Annotated in this window: 22 protein-coding genes; 14 read left to right on the top strand and 8 right to left on the bottom strand. The window is 61.4% G+C overall.

Going from position 1 to position 26,701, the window contains the following annotated elements:
• Positions 1 to 36: 36 nt before the first annotated feature.
• Genes FJ543_RS28890 through FJ543_RS28900 form a run of 3 tightly spaced genes read right to left on the bottom strand, consistent with a single transcriptional unit; the run spans position 37 to position 2,208 of the window.
• On the bottom strand, positions 37 to 903 hold the full coding sequence (locus FJ543_RS28890; protein ID WP_140790600.1) for a 23S rRNA (adenine(2030)-N(6))-methyltransferase RlmJ: 867 nt from the start codon (positions 901 to 903) through the stop codon (positions 37 to 39).
• Positions 900 to 1,511: a hypothetical protein gene (locus FJ543_RS28895; RefSeq protein WP_140878595.1), complete on the bottom strand. Its 612-nt coding sequence runs from the start codon at positions 1,509 to 1,511 to the stop codon at positions 900 to 902. Before FJ543_RS28895 ends, FJ543_RS28890 begins: the two co-directional genes overlap by 4 nt.
• A gap of 19 nt (positions 1,512 to 1,530) precedes the next feature.
• Entirely contained in the window at positions 1,531 to 2,208 is a 678-nt protein-coding gene (locus FJ543_RS28900) for a TetR/AcrR family transcriptional regulator C-terminal domain-containing protein (RefSeq protein WP_140878597.1), read from the bottom strand.
• 85 nt (positions 2,209 to 2,293) lie between these two features.
• Between FJ543_RS28900 and FJ543_RS28905 the strand changes: the two genes are divergently transcribed.
• The 3 genes from FJ543_RS28905 to galE all read left to right on the top strand — a co-directional run bounded on the left by FJ543_RS28905 (position 2,294) and on the right by galE (position 6,013).
• The gene (locus FJ543_RS28905; protein ID WP_140878599.1) at positions 2,294 to 2,764 is read left to right on the top strand and encodes a carboxymuconolactone decarboxylase family protein; all 471 of its coding nucleotides are present in this window, start codon (positions 2,294 to 2,296) and stop codon (positions 2,762 to 2,764) included.
• 1,174 nt (positions 2,765 to 3,938) lie between these two features.
• Positions 3,939 to 4,985 carry a UDP-glucuronic acid decarboxylase family protein gene (locus FJ543_RS28910; protein WP_015318482.1) on the top strand — a complete coding sequence of 349 codons (1,047 nt, stop codon included), beginning with the start codon at positions 3,939 to 3,941 and terminating at the stop codon, positions 4,983 to 4,985.
• The gene (gene galE / locus FJ543_RS28915; RefSeq protein ID WP_140878601.1) at positions 4,982 to 6,013 is read left to right on the top strand and encodes a UDP-glucose 4-epimerase GalE; all 1,032 of its coding nucleotides are present in this window, start codon (positions 4,982 to 4,984) and stop codon (positions 6,011 to 6,013) included. Before FJ543_RS28910 ends, galE begins: the two co-directional genes overlap by 4 nt.
• Before the next feature lie 871 nt (positions 6,014 to 6,884).
• Here the strand turns inward: galE and FJ543_RS28925 are convergent.
• Positions 6,885 to 7,511 carry a DUF995 domain-containing protein gene (locus FJ543_RS28925; RefSeq protein WP_167331129.1) on the bottom strand — a complete coding sequence of 209 codons (627 nt, stop codon included), beginning with the start codon at positions 7,509 to 7,511 and terminating at the stop codon, positions 6,885 to 6,887.
• A 192-nt stretch (positions 7,512 to 7,703) separates the two neighbouring features.
• Here FJ543_RS28925 and FJ543_RS28930 point away from each other — a divergent pair, with 192 nt between their 5' ends.
• The 3 genes from FJ543_RS28930 (at position 7,704) to FJ543_RS28940 (ending at position 11,483) form a co-directional block, all read left to right on the top strand.
• A complete protein-coding gene (locus tag FJ543_RS28930) occupies positions 7,704 to 9,329 on the top strand; it encodes a glycosyltransferase family 39 protein (RefSeq protein WP_140878605.1) in 1,626 nt (541 codons plus the stop codon).
• A gap of 181 nt (positions 9,330 to 9,510) precedes the next feature.
• Positions 9,511 to 10,437 carry a lysylphosphatidylglycerol synthase domain-containing protein gene (locus FJ543_RS28935; protein ID WP_140878607.1) on the top strand — a complete coding sequence of 309 codons (927 nt, stop codon included), beginning with the start codon at positions 9,511 to 9,513 and terminating at the stop codon, positions 10,435 to 10,437.
• Between the two features lie 41 nt (positions 10,438 to 10,478).
• On the top strand, positions 10,479 to 11,483 hold the full coding sequence (locus tag FJ543_RS28940; RefSeq protein WP_210241254.1) for a glycosyltransferase family 2 protein: 1,005 nt from the start codon (positions 10,479 to 10,481) through the stop codon (positions 11,481 to 11,483).
• A 262-nt stretch (positions 11,484 to 11,745) separates the two neighbouring features.
• On the opposite strand, the gene FJ543_RS28945 is transcribed toward FJ543_RS28940, so the two are convergent.
• Positions 11,746 to 12,162 carry a hypothetical protein gene (locus FJ543_RS28945; RefSeq protein WP_140878608.1) on the bottom strand — a complete coding sequence of 139 codons (417 nt, stop codon included), beginning with the start codon at positions 12,160 to 12,162 and terminating at the stop codon, positions 11,746 to 11,748.
• Between the two features lie 325 nt (positions 12,163 to 12,487).
• On the bottom strand, positions 12,488 to 14,368 hold the full coding sequence (locus tag FJ543_RS28950) for a cellulose synthase catalytic subunit (RefSeq protein WP_140717923.1): 1,881 nt from the start codon (positions 14,366 to 14,368) through the stop codon (positions 12,488 to 12,490).
• Between the two features lie 613 nt (positions 14,369 to 14,981).
• On the opposite strand from FJ543_RS28950, the gene FJ543_RS28955 reads away from it, so the two are divergent.
• Complete coding sequence (locus tag FJ543_RS28955) at positions 14,982 to 15,905, top strand: glycoside hydrolase family 26 protein (RefSeq protein WP_140617212.1); 924 nt, start codon at positions 14,982 to 14,984, stop codon at positions 15,903 to 15,905.
• Between the two features lie 132 nt (positions 15,906 to 16,037).
• The gene (locus tag FJ543_RS28960) at positions 16,038 to 16,556 is read left to right on the top strand and encodes a DUF995 domain-containing protein (RefSeq protein WP_015318492.1); all 519 of its coding nucleotides are present in this window, start codon (positions 16,038 to 16,040) and stop codon (positions 16,554 to 16,556) included.
• 143 nt (positions 16,557 to 16,699) lie between these two features.
• On the opposite strand, the gene FJ543_RS28965 is transcribed toward FJ543_RS28960, so the two are convergent.
• Positions 16,700 to 17,149 (bottom strand): DNA polymerase III subunit chi, encoded by a 450-nt coding sequence (locus FJ543_RS28965; protein WP_140617213.1) that lies wholly within the window; start codon positions 17,147 to 17,149, stop codon positions 16,700 to 16,702.
• Between the two features lie 9 nt (positions 17,150 to 17,158).
• Entirely contained in the window at positions 17,159 to 18,706 is a 1,548-nt protein-coding gene (locus FJ543_RS28970) for a leucyl aminopeptidase (RefSeq protein WP_140878609.1), read from the bottom strand.
• 364 nt (positions 18,707 to 19,070) lie between these two features.
• Between FJ543_RS28970 and lptF the strand changes: the two genes are divergently transcribed.
• The 6 genes from lptF (at position 19,071) to rsmA (ending at position 26,677) form a co-directional block, all read left to right on the top strand.
• Positions 19,071 to 20,273 carry an LPS export ABC transporter permease LptF gene (lptF, locus tag FJ543_RS28975; protein ID WP_015318495.1) on the top strand — a complete coding sequence of 401 codons (1,203 nt, stop codon included), beginning with the start codon at positions 19,071 to 19,073 and terminating at the stop codon, positions 20,271 to 20,273.
• Positions 20,270 to 21,355, top strand: coding sequence for an LPS export ABC transporter permease LptG (gene lptG, locus FJ543_RS28980; protein ID WP_023795292.1), 1,086 nt, complete (start codon positions 20,270 to 20,272; stop codon positions 21,353 to 21,355). Before lptF ends, lptG begins: the two co-directional genes overlap by 4 nt.
• On the top strand, positions 21,355 to 23,790 hold the full coding sequence (locus tag FJ543_RS28985) for an LPS-assembly protein LptD (RefSeq protein ID WP_181173072.1): 2,436 nt from the start codon (positions 21,355 to 21,357) through the stop codon (positions 23,788 to 23,790). The genes lptG and FJ543_RS28985 overlap by 1 nt, the downstream gene beginning before the upstream one ends.
• Before the next feature lie 88 nt (positions 23,791 to 23,878).
• Positions 23,879 to 24,811, top strand: a complete 933-nt coding sequence (locus FJ543_RS28990) for a peptidylprolyl isomerase (protein WP_181174109.1) — start codon at positions 23,879 to 23,881, stop codon at positions 24,809 to 24,811.
• A gap of 13 nt (positions 24,812 to 24,824) precedes the next feature.
• Positions 24,825 to 25,841 (top strand): 4-hydroxythreonine-4-phosphate dehydrogenase PdxA, encoded by a 1,017-nt coding sequence (gene pdxA / locus FJ543_RS28995; RefSeq protein ID WP_181174110.1) that lies wholly within the window; start codon positions 24,825 to 24,827, stop codon positions 25,839 to 25,841.
• Positions 25,838 to 26,677 (top strand): 16S rRNA (adenine(1518)-N(6)/adenine(1519)-N(6))-dimethyltransferase RsmA, encoded by an 840-nt coding sequence (gene rsmA, locus FJ543_RS29000; protein WP_140717935.1) that lies wholly within the window; start codon positions 25,838 to 25,840, stop codon positions 26,675 to 26,677. The genes pdxA and rsmA overlap by 4 nt, the downstream gene beginning before the upstream one ends.
• The last annotated feature ends 24 nt before the right edge of the window (positions 26,678 to 26,701 follow it).

A 26,701-nucleotide genomic window follows, 5' to 3' on the forward strand; every position in this document is an offset into this window, starting at 1 on the left:
TCGTGCGGTCGTAAGGAACGCGGCGATCGAAAAAGGCTATCCCGGCGGCGGGACCTGCTCGCCGGCCAGCCATTCCAGCGACCAGTGGGCCGGCTTGCCCACGGCGAGCAATTTGTGCAGTGCCGGCAGCATGGTTCGCAGTTCCCCTTCCAGCGTGAAGGGCGGATTGACCACCACCATGCCGGTGCCATCGAGGCTGGGATCGGAAGAGGCTGGCCTGATCTCGAATTCTATGTCGAGGATTTTCGAGATGCCGGATTGCTTCAGCGCTTTCCTGAAGGCGATCACCGCCTTGCGGTCCTTGATCGGATACCACAGCGCGTAGATGCCACTGGGCCAGCGCCTGTGCGCCTTCACCAGCCCGTCGACGAGGCGGCCGAACTCACCCTCTTCCTCGAAGGGCGGATCGATGAGCACCAGGCCGCGCTTTTCCTTCGGCGGCAGGTGCGCTCCGAGCGCAAGCCAGCCGTCCAGTTCCATCACCTTTGTCTGAAAATCGCCGGCGAACTCGATCTTCAGCCTGGCGGCGTCTTTCGGGTGCAGCTCGATCGCCGACAACCGGTCCTGCTTGCGCAGGAGATTGCGCGCGAGCAGCGGCGAGCCCGGATATTTCTTTACGCCGCCCTCCGGATTGAGCGAGCGCACCGCCGCCAGATAAGGCGCCAGCAGCGCCGCCGCCTTCGCATCGAACGCGGCATCTATCAGCCTGCCGATGCCGCCCTGCCACTCGCCTGTCTTGTGCGCTTCGAGTGACGACAGATCGTAGCGGCCAATGCCGGCATGGGTGTCGATGACGCGAAACGCCTTGTCCTTCTGCTTCAGGTAGTCGAGCAGGCGCGTCAGCACGACATGCTTGACGACATCGGCAAAATTGCCGGCGTGGTAGGCGTGGCGATAGTTCATGTGGGACCCCTGCCCCAACGTGGCGGCGGCGGCTGCGAATTCGGATTTTCCGGTCGCCCGCCAGCAGAACGCAAGGACAGCAAGAAACCGATCAGGCCGACCGCCATCAGCGAGAAGCCTATCGGCCGCGCGCGGCCGTCGATTTCCCCGACACCGGAGCGCAAGACAAGGTCGACCGCTCGCATCGGTATGTCCTCGGCATCGCCCGGGCCGACCGTGAAGACGTAAGCGCCAGGGCTGACGGTGGCGATCAGGCCAGCCTCGTCGCGAAAGATCTTGTCGGGCAGCTGTGGGCTGGCCTGGCGCGGATTGTCCACATGGTTGAACTGCAGCGTCGAGGCAAGCACCGTGTGGCCATTGGTGGCCGCGGTCAGCGTCAACACAGTGCGCTGCTTCGAAACGATGCGTTCGGCCCTCGCGGTCAGGTCCACCAGCACCCGCACCGGCGCATCGCGATCCCTGAGCGATACGGTCAACGGCTTGAATCGGCCCTGCTCGTAGACCCGCCAGGTGCCGATTTCGCGGCCGGAAAAATTGGCCGTCGCCCAGGGGTAGATGAGACCGATGCCGGTGCCGGCCAACAGGATCAGGACGAAGAGAAAGCGCATTCAGGCGGTCACCTTGCAATCAAACCTTGCCGGACGGTCGGCTTATATCGGCGCCGTCGCGCAGGCGTTCCATTTCGTCCAGCAGCATGTCGAGGCCGAGTTCGAAGGTCTTGTCGAATTCGGCGGCGCCAAAAAAGCGCCCGGCCTCCACGACGTTTGGATAGTCCCTGGTCAGTTGCTCGTCGCTGACGGTGTTCACCGCGGACGGGCCTCTGGAATAGCCCGCGTTCTCGTCCAGCACCGCGCCCATCAGATAATAGCCCACGGCGCGGAAGAGCCGCGCACTGAGTTCCGCGTCGAAGCCGCCATCCTTGAACAAGCCGATAATGCCGTTCAACCAGGCAAGGCAAGTCGGCGAATTCATCCGGTAGGTAACAATGAAAGTGGAATAGGCGGGATGCTCGCGGCCGATGCGGCGGAAATCGTCGACGGCAACACGCATTCTTTGCCGCCAGGGAAGGCTGGTGTCAGGCACTTCAAGGGCGCCGATCAGCCGGTCGATCAGCGCCTCGTGCAGATGCGCCACCGAGGGGAAGTGATGATAGATGCTCATGGCCTCGCAGCCGAGCGCGGCGGCGAGCTTGCGCATCGAAAAGCCGGAAAGGCCCTCCCTCTCGATCACCTCGAAAGCCGCGTCCTCGATCATTTCGCGCGACAGACGCCCGCGCGCTCTCTGTTTCGTGATTGATTGATCCATGGCGCCGCTTGACAACTTACAGTGTAAGGTTCATTTTCGCCGTCACCTTACATCGTAAGGCTAACAAAGACCAGAGGAGAAAACCATGTCGTACCATCGCATCGTCAAATCCGTGCAGTCTTCGTCTCAGCATGTGTTCTTGTCCGCCGCCGCGGCCTGTATCCTGTCGCTTGGCTCCGCGCCTGCCCATGCCGACGACTATGATGCAACCCTCAAGGACATACAGTCGACCATGGGCGGCGTACCAAGCTTTGTAAAACAGTTTCCCAAAACCGGTCTGCCCGGTGCCTGGGCCGAGGTCAAGGCCATCGATCTCAGCGACAAGACGGCGCTGCCGCCCAAGGTCAAGTCGTTGATCTCCTTGGCCGTGGCGGCGCAGATTCCTTGCACCTACTGCATCTGGTCGGACACGCAGGACGCCAAGCGCGCCGGCGCCACGAACGAGGAGATCGAGGAAGCCGTGGCGATGGCGGCGCTGACGCGCCACTGGAGCACTATATTCAACGGCATGCAGGTCGATTTCGACACATTCAAGAAGGAAATGGGCGGGCAGTAAGCCCGCCGGCAAGAAGGAAATGGGCGGGCAGTAAGCCCGCCGGCAAGAAGGAAATGGGCGGGCAGTAAGCCCGCCGGGCGGGCAGTCCCGCCGGGAGTAACATAGCCAAGCTGGAGCACCGCGCCGCGTCAGGAGCGGTCTGCCACACGACAACAGGCGTCCCTGTTTTGTGGTTGCCTGAACGAGATGGCCCGCTGAGAAACGGACCATCTCGACCATTTTTGCGGCCCGCGCGCCAGTGCGGCGGTCAACCTGGATGCGTGGTCGCGCCATGGACAGCAGCTAGCCTATGCCCTCAAATGCCATTGCCGAGATGGCCGGCATTCCACTATGACTTCGATGCGCCTGCAGGCGAGAAGGGGATGTCGACTCATACCTTGGCGGATGAGGAACCTCGATGCACAGAGGACACGGGCGGCCCGACAGAGAGAAATCGGCGTTAAAAGTCATTCCTGCGGCCGATTCTGCCTTCTAACTTTGACTCTTGGTCTGCTCTGCGCCGCTGCCAGTTGCGACGTGGATTCCGTCCGCAGAGAGATACTGGCAAAGTATTCACGGCCAGGCGTTTATGTCTGCAGTCCCAGCGGATTTGGGCAGCAATCTCATTGCAACCTGAAGATTTGACGCCTTCTGAATCGCTCTTCATTTCAGACAGTGCCCAGGGGCGACCCACCCCAATGATCTCACAAGGACACTCCGCCCTATTCCTCGACATCAGGCTTTTGATGGCACCCGAGAAGAGATCGCGGCAGCCTGTGAAATTTGCTTGGATCGAGCCAATATGCTGATTCAAAATGAAGAACCCCGGCCGTGGCCATCCGCGCCCGCGCCGGGAACGCGTCGGCCATGATTAACCAATGGCAAACACAATTGGTTAAGGAATCTCTAATTTAGTTGACTTGAATTTTCACAGGTATATTTTCAGGGCGTTGGGATGTGCAATTTGGGCGAGCAATCGGCGATGATGGCATGGGGCGCGTGATCGCGATCTTGGGGCGCATGGACTGCTGAACGGCAGATACAAGCCGGGCGGCAGCGGCCTCGTAACTCAGCTAGTGACAAGCGCACATCAGTGATGGCGATCCGCGGATGCGGAGATTGCCGCGTTTAAGGACGTGGCCGGGCAGTGCTTTGCCCTGCCCGGCGGTAGCGTGTGCGGTGCGTGGAGGAAAGCATGAGTAAGGTCATCAAGGTTCTGAAACTTGGTTCCAGAAACGATCAAAGGGGCAACGGCAACGGCCATAACCGAGGCCGTGCGCTGGTCGCTGGAGGCGCGGGCTTCCTGGGATCGCATTTGTGCGAACGACTTTTGCAGGACGGATACGACGTCGTCGCACTGGACAATTTCCATACCGGCAAAAGATACAATCTCAATACGCTGCTGCGCGATCCGAGATTCAGCTGCATGGAGCACGACATCGTCGATGCATTGCCTTTGGACCTTCGGTTCGACGAGATCTACAATCTAGCCTGCCCTGCTTCTCCGCCACATTATCAGGCAGATCCGATCCATACCTTCAAGACCAGTGTGCTTGGCGCGCTGAACCTGTTGGAACTCGCGCGTCGGAACAATGCCAAGATATTCCAGGCCTCGACTTCCGAGGTCTACGGCGATCCGTTCGTGCACCCGCAGCCCGAAAGCTATTTCGGCAATGTGAACACGCACGGACCGCGCTCCTGCTATGATGAAGGCAAGCGTTCAGCCGAAACCCTTTTTTTCGACTATTCGAGGACGTATGGCCTCGATATTCGCGTAGCCCGTATCTTCAACACCTACGGTCGTCGCATGCAACCCGATGACGGGCGCGTCGTCTCGAACTTCATCGTCCAGGCGTTGCGTGGCGAAGACCTGACCGTCTATGGCAGCGGCCTGCAGACCCGCTCCTTCTGCTACGCCGACGACCTGATCGAGGGTTTCATGCGGCTGATGAATGCGCCGAGTGCGCCTGCCCATCCGGTCAACCTCGGCAATCCCGGCGAATTCACCATCATGGAACTCGCGACACTGGTTGTCAGCTATACCAACTCCAGATCGAAAATCGTGCATCGGCCATTGCCGATCGACGATCCCAGACAACGCAAGCCGGATATTTCCTTCGCCAGGAGCAATCTTGGCTGGGAGCCGAAGATCAGTCTGGCCCAAGGGCTCGCGCATACCGTCGACTATTTCGACGCCCTGCTCTACGGGAGCCGGATTACCAAAGGGGCCGCGGCTTCATGAGCCAGCCGCCAGTCCTGGTGACAGGGGGAGCCGGCTTTATCGGCAGCCATACGTGCAAGCTGCTTGCCGCGGCCGGTTATCTGCCGGTGGCATTCGACAACATGTCCCGCGGCAATCGGAAATCCGTCGCCTGGGGTCCGCTTGTCGTCGGCGACATCCGCGACCGGGATGCATTGCAGGCGGCGATCGAAGCCTATCGGCCCGCATCCATCATACACTTCGCGGCGCTTGCTTATGTTGGAGAGTCCGTCGGTCAGCCGGCCGAATACTATTCCACCAATGTCACGGGCACCATCGCCGTACTCGACACCGCACGCGCGCATTCGATCGAGAACATCATCTTTTCCAGCAGTTGCGCAACCTACGGCGTTCCGGAAGCACTGCCTATTCGTGAGACCTCTTCGCAAAATCCGATCAGCCCGTACGGGCGCACCAAGCTGATAGGCGAACAGATCATCAGCGACTATGCCAACGCATACGGAATGAAGTTCGCCATCCTGCGCTACTTCAATGCCTGCGGGGCCGATCCCGACGGGGAGCTCGGCGAGTGGCATTCGCCGGAAACGCATCTGGTTCCCAGGGTGCTGATGGCGGCGTCAGGCATCATCGACGAGGTCGAGGTCTTCGGCACGGATTATGAGACATCGGACGGGACTTGCGTGCGCGACTACATCCACGTCAGCGATCTGGCCCGCGCCCATTTGAAAGCTCTCCAACATTTGGAGGGCGGTGGACAAAGCCTGGCGGTCAACCTCGGCACCGGGCGAGGCGTGTCCATCAAGGAGATTGTCCAGGCGGTCAGCCGGATGACGTCAAGACCTGTTCCGGCCGTCTTCAGGGCCCGGCGCCCGGGAGATCCGGCCGAACTCTATGCCGACCCGAGCAAGGCGCGCGCGCATCTTGGCTTTGTGCCGCAGCTTTCCGACATCGACACGATCGTCAGGACCGCCGCCCCATTCTTCGGGCTGCGGACGAAACCGGTGATACTGCCACCAAGCGACGGCGCGGTAGCGGTCGCTGCTCGATAGATCAGAGATAGCGCGGGTGGCAGCTTGCGCGTTGGCCAAATCCGCTGGGGCTGCAGATGTAAGGCGAGCCTCCTAACAACGCACCTTCATCGACAGGACTGAAAGCGACCTTCACGGGTCCCGTTGTGCGGATCGCGATCGGCGGTGGCGGAGCAAAAGCGTAAGTTCTTTCAGTGGTGCGGATAGTCCTTGTCATCAGCACCTCAGGCTCGATCCTGAGCGAACGCACGATGTATCCAGCCTGGACCGGTCGGACTGAAGGCTTGCTCCGGAGCGGATGCGCGACCGGTGCAATGAGGACGGAACCGGTTCTGGTCGTATCCATCCCCTGACATCCTGCAACCAGAGAGGTCATCGCCACCACAACAATAGAGAGAGCTTTCTTGCTTAGGCGAGAAGCGCCCATTGCGGAATTGTTCCCCATGTGTCCCTTGCCTTTGAGTATAAGCTGGGGCGCGTTGCGACACCTGCGCCGCTTCACGCCGTTTCAGTGACCACTCGCACATCACACATAAATATTAGATATCACTAATTATTAAATTTCATGAAAACCATATGGTGTTGGATCCATCGTCTCGTCGTTCTGTCAGAGACAAGTGATTGCACCAATCGGCGGTCGGTGCGCCGACAATTCCAGCCGGACTGCTCAGCGTTTTATAAGCGATTCGCAAGCTTCTTCACAGGCCTGGCAAAAGCGGCCTGCCTGAATCCGCCCCTCCGGACACGCCGTCACCGATGTGGTATCGGGAGGGGCCAACGGAGCCAGGAACGGCGCCTGCCGCGGCGAATAGGATTCGCCCGACCTGCTGTAAGCTTCTGATTTCGTGCATGTCGTTGTCCCGGAACCGAGGACACTTCCGAGCGATATGCATCAGTTCTTGGAGTCGATCAACTTGCGGGCCTCTTCGAACCGCGCGGCCTTGGTATCACCAGATTCGAATTTTCGGTATTCGTCGGAAGGACCTTCGGGAGTTCGTTTGAAACTGTACCATTCTCCGTCCGGATCCTTGCGTTGCTCGATCGTTCCATCCTTGATTCGGTGGCTGTAGCAGGTGCGGCGCTGTTTGCCCTTGTAGCTGTTGGACCGCCAAGCGACATCCATGCACATCTTGCCGTCTTTGGTCACCAGCCACCTGCCCTCTGCGACAGACGCTGAATCCTGCCCCGACGTCCAGGCCTCAAGGCGCCGATTGCCCTTCGCGAAATAGGCCGCTCCATTTTCCCATATCCATGTGCGATCGGCATACAGAAGCTGCAGCTCATAGGCAGTTGGAACAGTGGCGGCAATTGGAGCAATAGCGCTATCCGCTTTTGCAGGTGCGCTGTCCTTGGCGGCAGCCGCGTGGGACGTTCCCGGGAGGGCCACCTGGCCGCAGAGGGCCAGGACAAACAGGAGCAGCGTGAAACGTGCGGACCGACGACGTTCCCTGCGCCGCAGACGATCTACGCCATGCGGCGGCGACCTGGTCGGAGCTATCGGTACAATCAGCGTTGGCATGTCTGTGCGGCCCAGGGCAGCGCTATCGGCGCGACAGCCTTTGCGAATTATTTAACAGCCGCGGGAGCTGCGATGTCAACTTTCGCGGCGCCCGCTGTCGCCAAAATTAAGGATTGCGTCGTATACTCCCTCGCCTTTGACAATCGCGCGCAAAAGCAACATCCGCAGACGTCAGAGAGGACGCGGTTCCAAATGGGCGACGATCCGGAATTGAATCAGGCCGAGGTTCAGCAATACCTGCAGCAGCCGATCGCTCGGGACCCGGCTGCTCGCAATTACCTGAACCTCGACACGGCGATCTTGCTGGGGATCCTGTTCATCGCGGTCGTGTTCAGGTTCCACAACATAACCTTGCCGCTGGTCGACGCTTTCAGCTGGCGCGAGACAAGCACGGCAATGATGGCCGACAATTTTCAACAGCACAGCTGGAACATCTTCTTCCCGGAGGTGAGTTGGACCGGACCCGGCCCGAGTTATCAGGGCCGCGAGTTCCAGATCGTCAGCTATCTGACCGCCCTGCTCTACCAACTCTTCGGCTGGCACGACTGGTTTGGCCGCGTGGTTGCGGCCTTCTTCGGTCTGGTGACGGTGTTTTCGCTGCACAGGTTGACGGCGCTATGCTGGGGCCAAACGCATGCCCATGCGGCGGCGCTCGCCTACGCGCTGATGCCGGCGGCGATCATGATCGACAGCTCGTTCCTGCCCGATCCGTCGATGCTGGCACTGGTAACAACAGGCGTTTGGCTGTTCGCCAAATACTGGGCTGGCGGCAGCCGATGGCTTTTGCCGCTCGCCGCCGTCAGCTTCACGCTCGGTGCGCTGGCAAAGCCGCCGGGCGTGGCGGCGGGCGCCGTCATCTTCTACCTGATGGTGCGCTGGATTCTGCAGAAGAAACGACGGCAGGCGACTGAGGTCTTCCTGTGGGGATTTTTGAGCCTGGCCATCATCGGCGCCTATTTCAGCTGGGCCATCTATCTCGGCCGCAGCTATCCACCCTATCACGTCGCGGGCAGCGGCTACATCTGGAACTCCGGATTGTGGACGTTCGTCAATGATGGCTTCTACTTCAAATCCGTGTGGAACACCTCTGTCTGGTGGTTCTACGGCTATCCGTTCATGGCGCTGATCGCGGTCGGTTTCTGGATACCGCCCGGACCCGCCGAAGACCCGACGAAGCGCACCCTTTCGGCCATTCCCTATATTTGGCTGGGTGCGGCCATGATCGTCTACCTGGCGGCGGCGCGCGAAATCACCAGCAACCCCTGGAATTACCACATTTTCCATGTGCCGTTCGCGATGTTCTGCGGCCGCGGCGCGCTTCTTCTGGCAACGTTTGCATCGGGAACCGTTCTGTCGCCGGTCGTGCTGCGTTCGATCTGTATCGTTGTCGTGACCCTCGTGTGGTCGACCTTTCCTCTCGTGAGGACAATGAAGGCGCCGGTCGCGATGAACGGCAAGCTGCTCGGCGAGGAGTTGGCGCGGTTGGCGCAACCGGGCGACCTCGTCGTGGCCATCGCGCCGGAGGTCGGCGATCCCGTCGCCGTCTACTACAGCAGGGCACGCGGCTGGGTGTTCCCGCCTGGCGGAGGCGATGTCGAATGGTCGAAATTCGTCGCGGACGACGCCACCGCGATCGCTCAGCTCGAGGAGTTGCGCGGTCAAGGCGCGGATCTGTTCGGCACGGCCAAGAACGCTGCCGACAATCAGGACCAGTTGTTCATCGAGCATCATGGGGGGGTCGTCGACTATCTGGACAAGACCGCAACCAAGCTTGTGGATTCGGATGCTTTGCTGGTCTATAGGATCACCCGTCCATGAGAGCTGCGACAGCTGTGGGCCTTGACAGGATATGGCCCGACGGCTCAGCGGCCACGCATCCGCCCCGCGGAAGGCCGGCAAGGCGGTGGGCCAGGCGAACCGCCCCAGGATGACGCCTTGGACGTTCAGTCGCCACGATGCCGCCGCTGGAACTCGGCGGTGAAAACCGGCGGAGAATTGGTTGAAAAGAGCAATCTCGATAATGGTGACGCTGGCCCTGCTGGCTTGGCTGGCAAGCGACTCGCGCTGGCGGATGGTCGGCGATGCCTTCGACCGCATCACGCCAGCTACGTTCGCGGTGGCGACGATCGCCTTTTTCGTCACCTATGTCTTGCGTGCGCTACGCGTCTGCGACGAGTTCCGCGACGAGGTGAATGGCCGTTTCGGAGCCTGCCTGCGCGTCATTCTGATCCACAATGCGATGATCAACGTCGTACCCTTCCGGGGCGGCGAGACGGCCTTTCCCTTGCTCCTGCGCCAGGTCTTCGGCGTGCCGATCATGCGCGCCAGCGCCTCGCTGCTGTGGTTCAGGCTGCAGGACGCTTTCGTCGTCGGCGTGCTGGCGCTGGCGGTGTGGCCGGGCCTGCATGCGGCGATAAGGATCGCTGGGATCGCCGCCTTGATCGCTGCCGCCTGGTACCTGCCGCGCTGGGCGCGCGCGCCGCATGACTGGGCCGGGCGCGGCAGGATCGTGGCGAAGCTCGGCCTGCTGCGCGACACCTTCACCGAGGCGACCGGGCGCTCGCGTTACGGCTGGTGGTGGACGATCGCCAACTGGTCGCTGAAGCTCGCCGTGCAGGGATGGCTGCTGGCCCTGATACTGGGAACATCCTTCACGACGGCCTTTCCAGGCGTCGTCGGGGCCGAAGGCGCCGCAATATTGCCGGTGCAAGGCGTCGCCGGCTTCGGCACTTATGAAGCGGGAGCGGCGGCGGCACTGCTCACATCCGGAATTGCGATGAAGAGCGGTCTGCAGGCGGCCCTGGCGCTGCACCTGTTCATCTTCTGCTCGGCTATCGGCACCGGCGCGATAGCCTGGCTGTTTCCCTCGAAATCGACGCTGCCAGGGACTCCGGCCGTCGGACCTGCAAGGAAGCCATCCCAATGAACATATTGCCCATCCCCGCTTCGGGGCTGCCTGATGGCGCGATGATGCCGGACCACACGCTGTCCATCGTCGTGCCCATGTACAACGAGGCCGAAAACGTCGAGCCGCTGCTGACGCGGATTCACCAGGCGATGGAGCGCTACGAGCAGCCGTGGGAGGTCGTGCTGGTCGATGACGGCAGCACCGACGCGACGGTGAGCGAGATCAGGCGCCTGGCTGCGCATTATGGCCCGCATGTGCATGCGGTCGAACTCGTGCGCAATTACAAGCAGACCGCCGCGATGCAGGCCGGCATCGACGCGGCGCGCGGCGATGTCATCGCCACGATCGACGGCGACCTGCAAAATGATCCCTTCGACATCCCGCGCATGGTCTACCGCCTGCTGAGCGAGGATCTCGACTTGGTGGTCGGCTGGCGCAAGGACCGTCAGGAGGGGCTTTTGATGCGCAGGCTCCCTTCGCGTATCGCCAATGCGCTGATTGCACGCGTCACCGGCGTGCGCCTCAAGGACTATGGCTGCAGCCTCAAGGTCTATCGGGGCAGCGTCATCCGCAGCGTCAAGCTCTATGGTGAGATGCACCGCTTCATCCCGGCATGGCTGGCTACCGTGACGACCCCCAGACGCATCGCGCAGGAGGTTGTGACGCATCATGCCCGCATCCACGGCCAGTCCAAATACGGCATTTCGCGCACCTTCAGGGTCGTGCTCGATCTGGTGTTCATGTATTTCTTCATGCGCTATCGCACACGGCCCGGACATTTCTTCGGTGGCATCGGCATCGCGCTTGGCGCGCTGGGTTCGCTGATACTTGCCTATCTGCTTTGCCTGAAGCTGTTTTTCGCGCAAGACATCGGAACACGGCCGATGCTGTTCACTGGCTTCTTTCTGCTGATCGCCGGAGTGCAGATGGTGACGTCGGGCGTGCTGGCGGAAATGCTGGCCCGCGTCTATCACGAGGCAAACGGATCATCGGCCTATGTCGCGCGGCCACGGCCGGCGCCCGGCGACGATGACGGCTGGCTCCGCCCGAGCCGGCCTTCATGAGGAGATCGGAACGCCAGGGATATTCATGGCCACGAGCCCGTGGCGGTCGAAGGGCAAGAGATAAGGCGCAACCCTGCGCCCACCTCTCGCCCTCGACTCGCGCCCCCAGCGAAGACCTCGGCGGCAGCCCTCGGTCAGGCACCGCCACTTACACATGTCGCGGCGAATAGGATTCGCCCGACCTGCTTTAAGCTTCTGATCTGCATATCGTTGTCCCGGAACCGAGCACACTTCCGGGCGACATGCATTCAGGTCCAATGCTCTAGTAACGCGAACGGCAGCTGGCGCGCTGGCCGAAACCGCTCGGGCCGCAAATCCAGGGCGAATGACCGAGGAACTGACCGCCATTGCCCGGGCTGTAGGAAACCTTCACCGGTGCCGGCCTGGCAATCCGTTGCGGCCGCACGAAGGCCGCGTAGGCCTCCTCCCTGGTACGCGTCACGACACTCATCTGTGTAAGCGGTTTGCGGTAGAGAAGCTTTGTCTTGACGTGATGGACCTTCCCGGCGTGATGGGCCATTTTGCCGAACCCGTAGTCGATGGTTCGCCCGTTGATCGAGCCGGTCTTGGTTGTATCCATGGTCTGGCAGCCGGACACCATCGAGACGAGCACAAAAGCAGCAACAGCACAGGTATATTTTCTGCCGTTGTTGGCCAAATTTTCCATAACCCTGTTCATCTACGGCTCCCTACCCTTAAACATAATTCGGTTATGTGCGGGTGATATACTTTATAGTCGGCTTCTTTCCGCACTTTCAAGTGATCATCGCCACTCAATCTGCATACGTATATTAGAACGAACTTATTAAAATTCGTGCAAACAGCATAATGAACACAGTCTTTCGGTGTTCGTTCGAATATGATGAAAATTCGATTGATTGGATCGGAGCCTAGCAGGGCGCGTGGGGTGCTTCGGCAAACGAAGCCTCCGCACCGGTGGCAACGACGGCGATCGGCGCTCAGGCTGGCAGAGTCGAAGGGCTGTTGCAGGTGTTAGGGGACGCTCAGCGCTGCGTTTCCCAACCTGGATCGAAGTAGAAATTGCGGGCGCCGATTTCGCCCATGCCGGCGCCCGAAACTGGGAAAGCCATCTTGACGAGATGAACGGCGCCGGCACCCTGCTGCAGTCCGTAAATGCCCTCCAGGCCGCGGCCGTAAAAACCCGCGAGCGGAGCCGTTAAAGCCACGCCGGCGAGCGAAGCCTGCAAGACAAATTTGCCGATACTCGGCCGCAGGGAAATCTTGTTCTCGGTGACGTGCTTGGCAATGATCACGATGGTCAGCAGGCTATATAAAGCTGCATTGAACGCGGCGAACCAGTAAAAACCCGTGGCGCTCTGCGGATTTTGTACAAGGAGCACGGGCAACGACGCACCGACGGCAAGCGCCACATAGGGGATGACGACACGAACCGGCAGGAGATCCTTCGGGCCGCGGCCCTTCGGTGTGACGCGAAAATCGACAAACGATTTGGTCAGATAGTCGCGGACGGCCGACAGCGTGCCCGCCAGCACCCACGGCCAGCGCGCGAAGAAATGAAACAGCATACCTTCCCAGCTGAGTGCCTTGGCCGTTACCGGTCGTGAGAGCGCGAACGCCTTCAACATCATCACCAAGACGATCGGCGTAACCGAACTCGGCGCATAGTGGAGAATGAAATCCAGATACGTCACATTGGCGAAGTTCCGGCCAGAAAACAGCGCGTAGATCGGCATGAGATACGTGGAGAGCGCGAGCAGTGCGAACAGCGGGTACCAAAGCTGGCAGAAAACGAACTGCAACCTCAATCGCAACCTCAGCTTGGAGAGATACATGGGCGAGTATTCGAGCAGGATGGTGGTCAGGCTCCTCGACCACTGGAATTCCTGAGTGACGAGGTCGGCGAAAGTCTGCGGGCCATCACCGTGCGCAATGGCGTCGATTGCATGCACGCCGCGCCAGCCCCCCGCGTTGATCAGCATGGAGGTCGAGTGGTCTTCGGCCAGTTCTGGGCCAAGCCCGCCCGCCTGCTTCAATGCGGCGGTGCGCACTGCATAGTGCGAGCCTATGCACAGTGGCGCTCCGACGCTCGTGTAGCCCGACTGCAGCAGGCCGTGCAGCATTCCCTCCACGAACAGTCGGCCGCGGGCCGACCAACTCTCGGCGGCATTGTTGTCGCAAATGCTCGGCGCCGAGACGTAGCCGACAGCGGGATCGGCGAAGGCCGCCAGCATCTCGCGCAGATAGGTCAGCGTCGGCACGTGATCGGCGTCCATCTGGGCGACGAAGTCGTAGCGTTCATAGCCGTAGTGATCATAGAAGAACGCGAGATTGCCTTCCTTGCAACGGGTTCGGCGCGGCCAGGTCTTGCGATGATAGTCTTCCCGGCCTCGCCGCGTCGAAATCTGGATGTTTCGCGCCTCGCACCATGCGATCGTCTCCTCGGAAGGGTCCTCGTCGGCAAGCCAGGTGTCGTGAGGATAATCCTGCGCAAGCATCGCCTCTAGCGTGCGCGCAACCACGAAAAACGGTTCGGATGGCGCTTTCGTCACCACCATCGCCACCCTCGAACTCGCAGCGATCGTGTAAAATTTGGACGGCCTTTTCGACACAAGCACGAATAACAGGAAATACATCGGCATCAGCGTCAGCCAGGCCAGCACCGTCGTCGCGAAGGCGTATGGCCCGATGTACTCGACATGCTCGGGCCTTAGCCACCAGATCCAGAAAAAACCGAGCGTGACGAACCAGAATGCCAGCGCCAGCCTCAGGATCCATTGCTGAGTGGCCGACAGGACGGGAACCAGAAAAGGGCCCTTCTGCGCCGCCTTGGCCAGAGCCGCCCGAGACCCGCGTTTCGGCCTCGTCTTACCGCTGATGGTCGCCACGTCCGCGGAAACACTCATACACGTACCGCCGCCACTCTAAGCGTCAGCCGACGACGGCCGACAACCTTCAACCCCGGCGCCAGAATCCATCCTAAACTTATTAGAGTCAACTAAATTAAGAGCTTCTTAACTATGCTTCTTGGGAACTGGTTAACCTAACGCCTTTGAATCGCCGGGCCGATCCGGCGGTCGCGCGCCCCCGACCAGCGCTGGACGGGCAAGCCGGACGTTTTGCGTTGAGGAATTCACCGAGAGGGGCTGGTTCCCATGTCTGGATGAGGACAAGCAGCGTTAACCACGTTGCGAGCGCCAAGGTTAAGCAACCGTTAATTGTGCTTGACTCTTGGCCCCGACCGGCTCTTAAATTAGCTAGGGATGATATATCGGGATGTTGACGCGAATTTGTGAGTATCGCGGCGAACTTTCTCTCTGAAGCTCTTCAGTATCGGAGCCTTGAGGGATAATTTTGGGTGGGTCCGTGCCAAGTTCGCACACTCGCCAATGGTCGCTCCGAAATCCCGCAGATTACGCCAATAGAGCCGATGGGTGTTGGATAGGCGTGTCGATCAGGCATCGACGCGCCGGGCGAAGCCTTGGCTTTCGTAGGAAGTCGGGCCTTGGGAGGCAAACAATGAAACGCTCCGCAGCAAATGCGCTTGTAGTCACGCTGGTTTTGGGCGGAAGCGCCGCGTTCCCCACGGCGGGAGGCGCCGGCTCCGTCCCCGTGACGGACCCCGTTCAGACGAGCAGCGCCGCGTCGGCATTCGGCTCGTACGATCCGTATGGCGATTTCACCAATGACAAGACCGCCAGCATCGAGGAACTGTTCCTGCCTTGGGAAGACGTCGATTTATCGACGCTGCCTCTGGCCGATGCTTATGCCCAGCAGCGCGGGCGCTCGCTGTTGATCACGATCGAGCCGTGGACCTGGTCGAAGGACTGGCGCATCACCCCGCCCGAGCTGCGAGACGGCATATTGGGCGGCAGATATGATGCCAATATGCAGGCGATCTGCGGCCTGGTGGGACAGATGAAAAGCCCGGTGACCATTCGCTGGGCGCAGGAAATGGAAGACAAGAACGGCCGCTTCACTTGGGCCAACTGGGCACCGAAGGACTGGATTTCCGCTTACAAGCGCGAAGTCGATGTCTGCCGCAAGGCCGCCCCCACGGCCAAATATATGTGGTCGCCCAAAGGCGATGAAGGCTTGGAAAAATACTACCCTGGTGACGACTATGTCGACGTGATCGGCCTGTCGGTGTTCGGCCTGCAGAAAAAGGACAATGACGAGGCCGGTCACGACCGTACGTTCGCCGAGTTGCTGAAGCCAGGCTATGATCGCGTTGCGGGGTTCAACAAGCCGATCGTGGTGGCGGAACTCGGCTATGTCGGCAAGCAGGACTATGTTTCGAAGTGGCAGGCCGATTCCCGCAAGTCCTATGCGGAGTTCCCGGCGCTGACTTCAGTTGTCTACTTCAACCAGAAGGAAGTGTGGCCGTGGCTGGGGGGCTATGGTCTGCCCGACTGGAGGGTGACCCAGCACGTCCTGCCGTAGACGCGTCGTCCCGATGCGTCCCGACACGATCGGGATGGATCTCCATCTTTCTGTTTGTTTGCCATCCATGCCGAACCAGCGTTTCGGCATGATGGATGAGGCGTGGCGTGAATCAGTCCGTGGAGTAGTTCCGTGAAACGAGTGCTGGGTAATTGTCTTGGAGCGGCATTCGCCTGCTCCGTTCTTGTTCTTGCCTTACAGGTCCCCGCGACAGCCAAGACAGCGGCCAAAATCGCCGAGCAGGCGCAAAAGGGCGCCGTGGTGCCCGACGAAGGCGTCTACCAGATCTATCAGAACCGTTCGTGGATGTGGGGCAATCACGGGGCCGCGTTCTTTGCCGTCAGGCAGCGGCAATTTAACGCCTGGTCGACGGAAAAGGGCCAGCCGGGCTATGGCGACGGGATATGGTTCATCCCCGGCGGCGGCAAGTTGTGCTACCGCGCGCAATGGCACGGCTCCTGGGGCGTGAAGGGCTCAATGACCTGCTTCGAGCATCGCCAGACCGGCAAGGCGATCTACAAGCGCAAGTCGCCTGATGGCGAGTGGTACGTTTTCAGGAGTTCGCATCGGAACCGGTCGGACGAGTCCGCGAAATTGAAATACGGCGACTACGTCACCAGGAAACAGACACGGATCAAGGCAAGGCTTTAGAACCGTCATCCGCGAAAGCCGCCGGGCTGGAGTTGTTCATCGTTCCAGGCGAACGTCGAACTGCTCTTCGTTCTAGCGCAATTCGCCAGGCAAGGCGCTGCGCGCTTTTCCCGGGATAGGTCCACACTTTCCGTGGAATTGCTCTACGCCTTGCGCTCCCAGCGGCGGTCCGCGGCTTGCTGCCAGTAGGTCACGGCGTGGCCGGCGTCCTTCATCGTCTTCCAATGCGCCCGGGCCATCTCGACCTGGGCCGCGTCATGGCCGTCGAACAGGAACACCGCACGCTCGTAGCCGGCAAGGTCGGGCGGAGCCGCGCCGTCTACGAGGAACCTGATCTTGGCTTGGTTGGGATTGCCGTCGCCGGTGGTCAACAGGATTGGCTGTTCACCGGGATAAGCTTCGCGATCGGTCGCGTGCGCCAGGAAAGAATCGTCACGGAAAGTCCACAGATGCTGGTCGAGCGCGTCGCGCCGCTCCTCGGTGCCGGTCTGCACCACGGCGCGCCAGCCGCGATCGACGCTGCGCTCGAGCAGGCCCGGCAGCGCATCCTCCAGCGTCGATTCGGTCAGATGGTAGAACAGCACATCGGCCATGGACGAACGTCAGCTCTCGTAGTGATCACGCACCAGCCGGTCCAGCAGCCGAACGCCGAAACCCGAACCCCAGGACTGGTTGATCTCGTTCAACGGCGAGCCCATCGCGGTCCCGGCAATATCGAGATGCGCCCAGGGCGTGTCCTTGACGAAGCGCTGCAGGAACTGCGCGGCAATGATCGCGCCGCCGTAGCGGCCGCCGATGTTCTTCATGTCGGCGTTCTTGGAATCGATCAGCTTGTCGTATTCGGCGCCGAGCGGCATGCGCCACAGCCGTTCCTGCGTTGACTGTCCGGCCGCGGTCAGCCTTTGCGCCAGTTCGTCGTCGTTGGAGAACAGGCCGGCATAATGCAGGCCGAGCGCAACCATGATGGCGCCGGTCAGCGTTGCCAGGTTGACCATGAATTTCGGCTGGAAGCGGTCGTTGCAGTACCACAGCGCGTCGGCCAGAACGAGGCGCCCCTCCGCGTCGGTGTTGAGCACCTCGATGGTCTGTCCGGACATGGAGGTGACGATGTCGCCGGGGCGCTGGGCATGACCATCGACCGCGTTTTCGACAAGACCGATGATGCCGACGACATTGGCCTTGGCTTTGCGCGCGGCAAGCGCATGCATCAACCCGGTCACGGCGGCGGCCCCGCCCATGTCGCCCTTCATGTCCTCCATGCCCGAGGCCGGCTTGATCGAATTGCCGCCGGTGTCGAATGTGACACCCTTGCCGACGAAGGCGACGGGCCTGTCCTTCGGCTTGCCGCCGTTCCACTGCATGACCGCCATGCGGGCACCCCGGGGCGAGCCTTGCGCGACGCCGAGCAGCGAACCCATGCCGAGCTTCTTCATCTCCTTCTCGGTCAGGATCTCGACGTTGACGCCGAGTGCCTCGAGTTCCTTGGCGCGGGCGGCGAACTCGACAGGTCCCAGCACGTTTGCCGGTTCGTTGACGAGATCGCGTGCCAGAAGCACACCGTCGATCACCGCCTCGGCATCGCTGAATGCTTTCTTGGCGCCTGCGGGGTCGGCGGTATGGATGGTCACCTTGACCGGCTTTTTCGGATCGGGCTTACCGTTCCCTTGGCCGCCCCCCTGGCCGCCCCCTTGGCCGTCGTCCTTATCCTTCCTGGTCTTGTACTTGTCGAAGGAATAGCTGCGCAAAAGAATGCCCGCCGCGAGGTTCGCGGCGTCCTTGCCATCGGGCGAAGCGCCGGCCAGGTCGAGCACCACGGCCACGTCGGTTGCCTTGCGCAGCGATGCCGCAATGGTGCCGCCGAGCTTCAGCCAGGCATATTCGTCGAGCCCCGCGACCTTGCCGGCGCCGATCGCGACCAACCTGTCGAGCGCCGTCGTTTCCGGCGCCAGGATTTCGACGATGCCGGCGAGCTTGCCGGTAAACTCGGCGATCGGGAAAGCCCGATCCAGCGTCTTGCCCGGATCGTAGGCCCTGGCCGCATCGCTCAGGCCGCCATTATCCGCCGACAGCACGAAGACCGTGCCCTTCCTGCTCGCCGCCGCCTGGGGCGCGGCGAATTTCGCAAAGGCGATCGACGGTCTCGGGTTCATCATGTCCTGCTTTCGGGGATTGGGCGACTTTGCGCGAAGCGGTTTGAAGTGATCCGCGACATTTGGTCGTTTTCCGGCATTTGGCAAGACTTTGCCAAAATGGCTACCCATATGAGACGTGGAATCGAAGGCGATTCGTCGCGGCACGGCCCCGCTTCATGCCGCAACCTGTTGTTAACCATCGATGTTCGTCCTTTCTTATCCATTGCCGCCGAGACTCCGACCCGCTGCGGCACGCGACGTGGGACGGGAACCGGATCGCCTGCCTGATGCAGCCCAACGGAGCCAGTTGTGCGGGCGTCGCCGGACAGCTACCCTTAGCGTGGTGGCATGATGCCGTTCGAGAAAATCGAGTAAAGCCTTCATGAAGGTCATTGAACGCTACATCATGCGGCGCACTTTCGTTGTCTTCATCGCAGCGCTGGTCTGGACGCTGGCCATCGTGTGGACGACGCAGGTGCTGGCCAAGATCAATCTGGTCACGGACAGCGGCCAGTCGGCCTTGACCTTCTTCGAGGTCGCGTCTCTCATTCTCCCTTCTATCGTTCCGATCGTCGTGCCTTTCGCGCTCGTGGTGGCGGTCGCGCAGACACTCAGCGTGATGAATTCGGATTCGGAACTCGCGGTGGTCAATGCATCGGGTGCCTCGCGCTGGACCATCGTGCGGCCGATCATGCTGCTGGCGCTGGCCGCCAGCGTCTTTTCATTCGCCGTGGACAACGGCATCGACCCCTATGCACGACAGAAGAACCGCGCCCTGGTGGCGGAGTCGCGCGCCGACCTTTTGTCGCTGATCATTCAGGAAGGCACCTTCCGCAAGATCGAGGAAGGACTGTTCCTGCAGATTGGCGAGCGGCTTCCCGACAACCGGCTGGGTGGCATCTTCGTCGCCGATTCCCGTGAGGAAGGCGTCAATCTCGTCTATTATGCCAAGACCGGCAGCATCATCGAGCGGGGCGGCGAAAAGGTGCTGATGATGAATGACGGCGTCATCCATCGCAAGACGCTGACAGGCGACCTCAGTGTTATCCGGTTCACGTCCTATGCCTTCGACATGTCGGCCTTCATGTCGGCGGCCAACCAGGTGACGCTCCTGCCAAAAGACCAGACCACCCAGTACCTGCTCAATCCAAGCCCCAACGACAAGAACTACCAGCAAAGTCCGCAGGAGTACCGGGCGGAGATCGACCAGCGGTTTTCGGAATGGACATACTCCATGGTTTTCGCACTGATCGCGCTCGCGGTCGCGGGAGACGCGCGTTCGCATCGCGAGGCGCGCGTCAATCCGCTGATCACCGCCATCGCGATATCGCTGTTCGTACGCTGGCTGGGGTTCTTCGCCGCAAGCAAGGCCGACGAGGTCCCGCAATATTCCTATGTGGTGTATGGCATACCGATCGCGGCTTCCGCGGTGGCGATCTGGTTCATCGTGTCGAACCGGACCATGGAACTGCCGGTTGCCTGGGCGGACTGGATGACAAACCTGGCCAGCCGCATCGGTGACGGGTGGAATGCCCTCAAATCTCGTTTGTCCAGGCGCGACACCTCGGGCCAGGGAGTCGGCTGATGGGCTGGACGCTGGGCCGTTACTTCTTCTTCCGTTACGTGGCGATCACGATCTGGTTCTTCATCGGCCTTCTGGCGCTGGTGTTCCTGATCGATTTCACGGAATTGTCGGGCCGCACCACTGGCCTGCCGGGCTTCACCTATGGGACGGCGATGGCCATTTCAGGCCTTCGAATGCCCATGATCATGCTGCAGACGGTGCCGTTTGTCGGCTTGTTCTCGGCGATGGCGACGCTGGTTTCGCTCAACCGGCGTTATGAACTCGTCATCGCGCGGTCTGCGGGCGTCTCCGCCTGGCAGTTCCTTTTGCCGTGCTGCATCGGCGCATTGCTGTTCGGCGTCGTGTCGGTCGGGATCATCAACCCGCTTGCCGCCCACGCTTTCTCCTTGTCCGAACAGATCGAGACCGAGCTGCGCTCCGGCAAGTCCAATACCGTTTCAGCAGATGCCGCGCCCTGGATTCGCCAGAAAACCAGTTCCGGCGACACGATCATCGGCGCGCGGGCTATCCTCGACCAGGGCCTGGAGATGGCCGACGCCGTGTTTTTCATCCTCGACCAGCAAGGCAACATTGTCGAGCGCAAGGACGCCGCACGGGCCTACCTGCGCGACGGCTATTGGGAATTGCAGGATGTAAAGACGTTCAGGAACGGCACCATCCAGCCCGTCGCGAGCGATCGTGTGCCGACCAATCTGAAGCCGGAATTCGTGCAGGAGCGGCTGGCGCGCCCGGAGACAATTCCCTTCTATGACCTGCCCGGAAAAATCGAGGTTGCCCGTTCCTTCGGCCTCAAGGCAAATGCCTTTGCCATGCAGTTTGATTCGCTGGTGGCGTTGCCGTTCCTGCTCGTCGCCATGACGCTGATTGCGGCAACAGTTTCAATGCGATTTGCGAGGATGGGACAATCGGCAACGATGATTCTGGGTGGCGTCGTTGCCGGGTTTCTGCTTTATGTCGTTTCGGTGCTGGTGAAGGCGTTCGGCGTGGCGGGGTTCGTGCCGACTGCCATAGCCGCCTGGGTGCCGGTCGTGGTAGCTATGTTCTTCGGGGTGACTTTCCTGCTATACAAGGAAGACGGCTAGTGAGGGAGGCGTTTTTGCCCAGCGACAGGCAGGCCCATTTGGCGCGCCTTTATGCGGCGAGCGCCTTGGTGTGCCTGCTTGCCTGCGGCGTGCCGCTGCCGGCCTTCGCGCAGGAGGTCGGCAACTTGGCGACCACCGTTCCATCCGGTTCGCAGATGCTGCTGGCCGCCGACACGCTGGAATACAACAACGACAACCAGACCGTGACCGCCGTCGGCGGCGTGCAGATCGACTATGGCGGCAACCGCCTCGTCGCCCAGAAGGTCGTCTACAACCGCAACACCAAGCGGATGGTTGCCAGTGGCAATGTCGAAATCGTCAACAGCGACGGCACGAAGATCAATTCACAACACATCGACATCACCGACGATTTCGCCGACGGTTTCGTCAACGCGCTGCGCGTTGAAACGGTCGACAAGGCCTATTTCGCCGCCGAAAGCGCCGAACGCATGGGCGGCGTGCTGACCACCTTCCACAATGGTGTCTACACCGCCTGCGAACCGTGCGAGGACAAGCCCGACAAGGCGCCGACATGGCGCGTCAAAGCCAGGAAGATCATCTGGAACGGTGAGAAGAAGACGGTTCGCTTCGAGAACGCGAATTTCGAGTTCTTCGGCTTTCCGCTGGCTTACCTGCCGGCGTTCGAGATCGCCGATCCCACCGTGAAGCGCAAGAGCGGCTTCCTGATCCCCAGCATCGGCTACAACAGCCATCTGGGGTATAGCGTCAAGGTTCCCTATTATTTCGCCCTTTCGCCGACGTATGATCTGACGGTGACCGGAAGCGGTTACACCAAGCAGGGCTTCCTCGGCGAAGCCGAATGGCGCCAGCGCTTCAACAACGGCGAATACACATTTAAGGTCGCCGGGATCCAGCAGCAGGATCCGGACGCTTTTCTCGATGCCGCCGGTTTTCCGCCCTCCGGGAACAATGTGAATTCAGGCGCGGCCGGCGATCCGAACAAGTTCCGCGGCATGATGGGCACGCAGGGGCAGTTCGCCATCAACGAACGCTGGAATTTCGGCTGGGACGTGTTGCTGCAGACCGACAAGAACTTCTCGAATACCTACAACATCGCCAAGTACAATTCATACGTCCACCAGTCGTCGGTCTATTTGACCGGTCTGAACGACCGCAACTATTTCGACGTGCGCGCCATGCATTTCGAAGTTCAGGAAAACACGCCGAACGACAATGCCGCCGCGAGAAGTGGCCAGCAGCCCTGGGTGCTGCCCTCGCTTGATTATGCCTATATCCCCGACACATCGGTCGGCGGCGGCCAGTTGTCGCTCAACGTCAATACGCGCGTCATCCGCCGCGAAGATCTCGACGAGACCTACTTTACCCCGTACGTGCCCGGCTCGGGTACGCAACGCGTGCGCGGCATCGAAGGCGAGTCCAGCCGCCTCACCGCCGAGGCCGAGTGGAAACGGAGCTTTGTCACCGACGACGGGCTGGTGCTGACACCGTTGCTGGCGCTGCAAGGCGACGTCGACTATGTCAGAGCGTCGTCGGCCTCGCTCACCGCGATCAACCAGATGGCGACGAATTTGGGCCAGCAGGACGACATGCGCTCGTCCTTTGCCCGCTACATGGCGACTGCCGGGCTCGAGATGAGCTGGCCCCTGTTGTTCTCGCTGGCCAGCGGCTCGAGCCACGTTGTCGAGCCTATGGCACAGGTGTTCCTGCGTCCGAACGAACAGTATGTCGGCGGCCTCTCCATTCCGAACGAAGACGCGCAGAGCATGGTTTTCGATGCGACCACGCTGTTCGAGCGCGACAAGTTCTCCGGTTATGACCGTATCGAGGGCGGCTCGCGTGCCAATGTCGGGCTGCGCTATTCCGGCTCCTACATCAATGGCTGGGGCACCAATGCCATCTTCGGCCAATCCTATCAAATTGGCGGCGAGAACTCCTTCGCGGCACCCGATCTGGTCAATGTCGGCGCAAATTCAGGCCTTGAGACTACCAAGTCCGACTATGTCGGCCTGTTTGGCATAACCAGCCCCAATGGATTCGCGGCTTCGGTCAGCGGCCGGTTCGACGAACAGAGCTTCGAGATCCGCCGCGCCGAGCTGAAAGCTGCCTACTCCGGCCTGCCGGTGTCGTTGAGCGCCAAGTATGCCTTCATCCAGGCGCAGCCGCTCTACGGTTTCACCACCGACCGTCACGAGGTCACGCTCGGCGCATCCACGCATCTTGCCGAGAACTGGCGCGTGTTCGGGACAGGAACCTACGATTTGCAGGAGGGCCTGCTGGTCAAGGACGGGGTGGGCTTCGCCTACAACGATTCCTGCTTCACCTACCTGATGACGTACGCGCAGTCGCGTGACCTGAACACCAGGGAAGTGACGCAAAGCATCGGATTCAACCTCTCGTTCCGCACCCTCGGCGACTTCGGCTCGTCGAGCAACGGAGTCGACACCATCCAATAGGCGGCGACATCGTTTCGCCGCATAGGGCTGGCACGGATTCGCGCATCCGGAAGGGGACGGAACTGGCGGAGCCGGGAATAGAATTGGGATGCCAAGGATGAGGAAATACCTCTTTTCAGCAGGGTTCGCGTTGCTTGTGGCGGCGATATCCGTGTCAATGACCGTCATGACGCCGCCGGCTTTCGCCAGCGAGATCAAATACGTCGTCAACGACATACCGATCACCACCGGTGATATCGCCCATCGTGCCGCCTTCCTGAAGCTGCAGCGCAAAAAGGGGGATGCTGGCCAGGAAATGATCGACCAGACGCTCCGGCTCGCCGAGGCCAGGCGGCTTGGCATCCGCATCAGCGATGCACAGGTCGAGGCCGCCTATCAGCGCTTTGCCACCAACAACAAGATGCAGCGCGGCCAGCTCGACGGCGTCATGGAAAAATCCGGCGTCGGCAAGGACCATTTCAAGGAGTTCATCCGCGCCCAGATGGCCTGGAACCAGGCCTTGAGCGCGCGCTACCGTTCCGGCGAAGGCGGCAGCGTGACCGAACAGGACGCGGTGCGACGCATGCTCGACAAGGGCGGCGCCAAGCCGAGCGCCATGGAATACATGCTGCAGCAGGTCATCTTCGTAGTGCCGGCGGCCGAACGCAGCGCGACGCTGGCCAAGCGCAAGCGCGAGGCCGACGCCATGCGCGCTCGCTTCAACGGCTGCAACACGACGCGCGAGTTCGCCAAGGGCCTGATCGACGTCACGGTTCGTGATCTCGGCCGGGTTCTGGCGCCGCAACTGCCGCCAGACTGGGCCGAGCAGATCAAAGCGACCAAGGTCGGCGGCGCCACCGTTACGCGCGAGACCGAACGCGGCGTCGAATTCATCGGCATCTGCTCGTCGCGCGAAGTGTCCGACGACAAGACCGCCCAGATGGTGTTCCAGAGCGAAGGCTCCAACGACAAGGCCGCCGACGATCTCAGCAAGAAATATGTCGACGAACTGAAGGCCAAAGCCCGCATCGTCAAGCGCTGACGTGAGTAGCGCGATGACCGCGCTGGCGTTGAGTGTCGGCGACCCATCCGGTATCGGCCCTGAAATAGCCATCGCCGCCTTCCTTGCGCGTGACGCTGTCGGCTTGCCCCCGTTCTATCTGCTGGCCGACCCGGCTGTGGTCACCGCGCGCGCGCGCCGCCTTGGCGTTTTGCTGCCCGTCGAGGAGGTGACGCCGGTGCAGGCGATCGAGGTCTTTGGCCACGCCTTGCCCATCGTTCCGCTGACGGCGCGCTTCATCGACAGCCCCGGCCGGCCGGACCCGGCCAATGCGGCCGGCACCGTCGAAGCGATCGACCGAGCGGTCGCCGCCTGCCTTGCCGGTGAGGCCGCCGCGGTCGTGACCTGCCCGATTGCCAAGAAGCCGCTCTATGATGCGGGCTTCCTTTTTCCCGGCCACACCGAATATTTGGCGCATCTCGCGGCTCGGCACAGCGGCGTCGAGGCGATGCCGGTAATGATGCTGGCAGGCCCCGACCTGCGCACGGTTCCCATCACCATCCACATCGCCCTGGCCGAGGTGCCGAAAGTCCTGAACACCGAATTGATCGTCGCGAGCGCGCGCATCACCGCGGCCGACCTTGCCAGCCGCTTCGGCATCGCCAGGCCGCGGCTCGCCATTGCCGGCCTCAATCCGCATGCCGGCGAAGGCGGCTCCATGGGCACGGAAGACGAGCACATCGTGCGCCCGGCGGTCGACATCCTGCGCGCCGAAGGCATCGATGCTTTCGGCCCCCTGCCCGCCGACACGCTGTTCCATGCCCGGGCGCGGGCGGGCTACGACGTGGCGCTTTGCATGTATCACGATCAGGCCTTGATCCCGGCCAAGGCGCTGGCCTTCGACGAGGCGGTCAACGTCACGCTGGGGCTGCCCTTCATCCGCACCTCGCCCGACCATGGCACCGCCTTCGACATCGCCGGCAAGGGCATTGCGCGGCCCGACAGCCTGATCGCGGCGCTGAAGCTCGCCAGAAAACTCGCCGACACCGACGCAAGCGCGGCGGCCGCATGAGCATCGATGGGCTGCCGCCGCTGCGCGACGTCATCGAGCGTCATGGACTGCAGGCGAAAAAGGCGCTTGGGCAGAACTTCCTGCTCGACCTCAATTTGACAGGCAAGATCGCGCGCAGCGCCGGCGACCTGACAAATGCCACGGTGATCGAGGTCGGGCCCGGGCCCGGAGGGCTGACGAGGGCGCTGCTTTCCAACGGCGCCCGCCGGGTCGTCGCCATAGAGCGCGACGAACGCTGCCTGGCAGCGCTTGCCGAAGTCTCGGCTCATTACCCCGGCCGGCTGGAGGTGATTTCGGGCGACGCGCTGAAGACCGACTTCGCCGCCCTCGCCGCGGAGGCGGCTGGAGATAGCGGGCAGGTGCGGATCGTGGCCAATCTGCCCTACAATATCGGCACGGAACTGCTGGTCAGATGGCTGACGGTCACGGACTGGCCGCCCTTCTACGCCTCCATGACATTGATGTTCCAGCGTGAGGTCGCCCAGCGCATCGTCGCAGCGCCCGACAGCGACGCCTATGGCAGGCTGGGTGTGCTCGCTGGCTGGCGCACGCAGGCCAGGATCGCCTTCGACGTGCCGCCTCAGGCCTTCACGCCACCGCCCAAGGTCACCTCTTCGGTGGTGCATCTCGAGCCCCGCGCGACACCCCTGCCCGCCGATGTGAAGAAACTCGCTCGGGTCACTGAAGCCGCCTTCGGCCAACGCCGAAAGATGCTGCGGCAAAGCGTGAAAAGCCTCGGCGGCGAGGCCTTGCTCGAACGAGTGGGGATCGACCCGACACGACGCGCCGAAACGCTTAGCGTCGAGGAGTTCGTGCGGCTGACCAATGCAGTGTAGCTCTGTTCTCGCCGCTCACGCAGG

This window comes from Mesorhizobium sp. B2-5-7, from assembly GCF_006440875.1.
Lineage (GTDB): Bacteria > Pseudomonadota > Alphaproteobacteria > Rhizobiales > Rhizobiaceae > Mesorhizobium > Mesorhizobium australicum.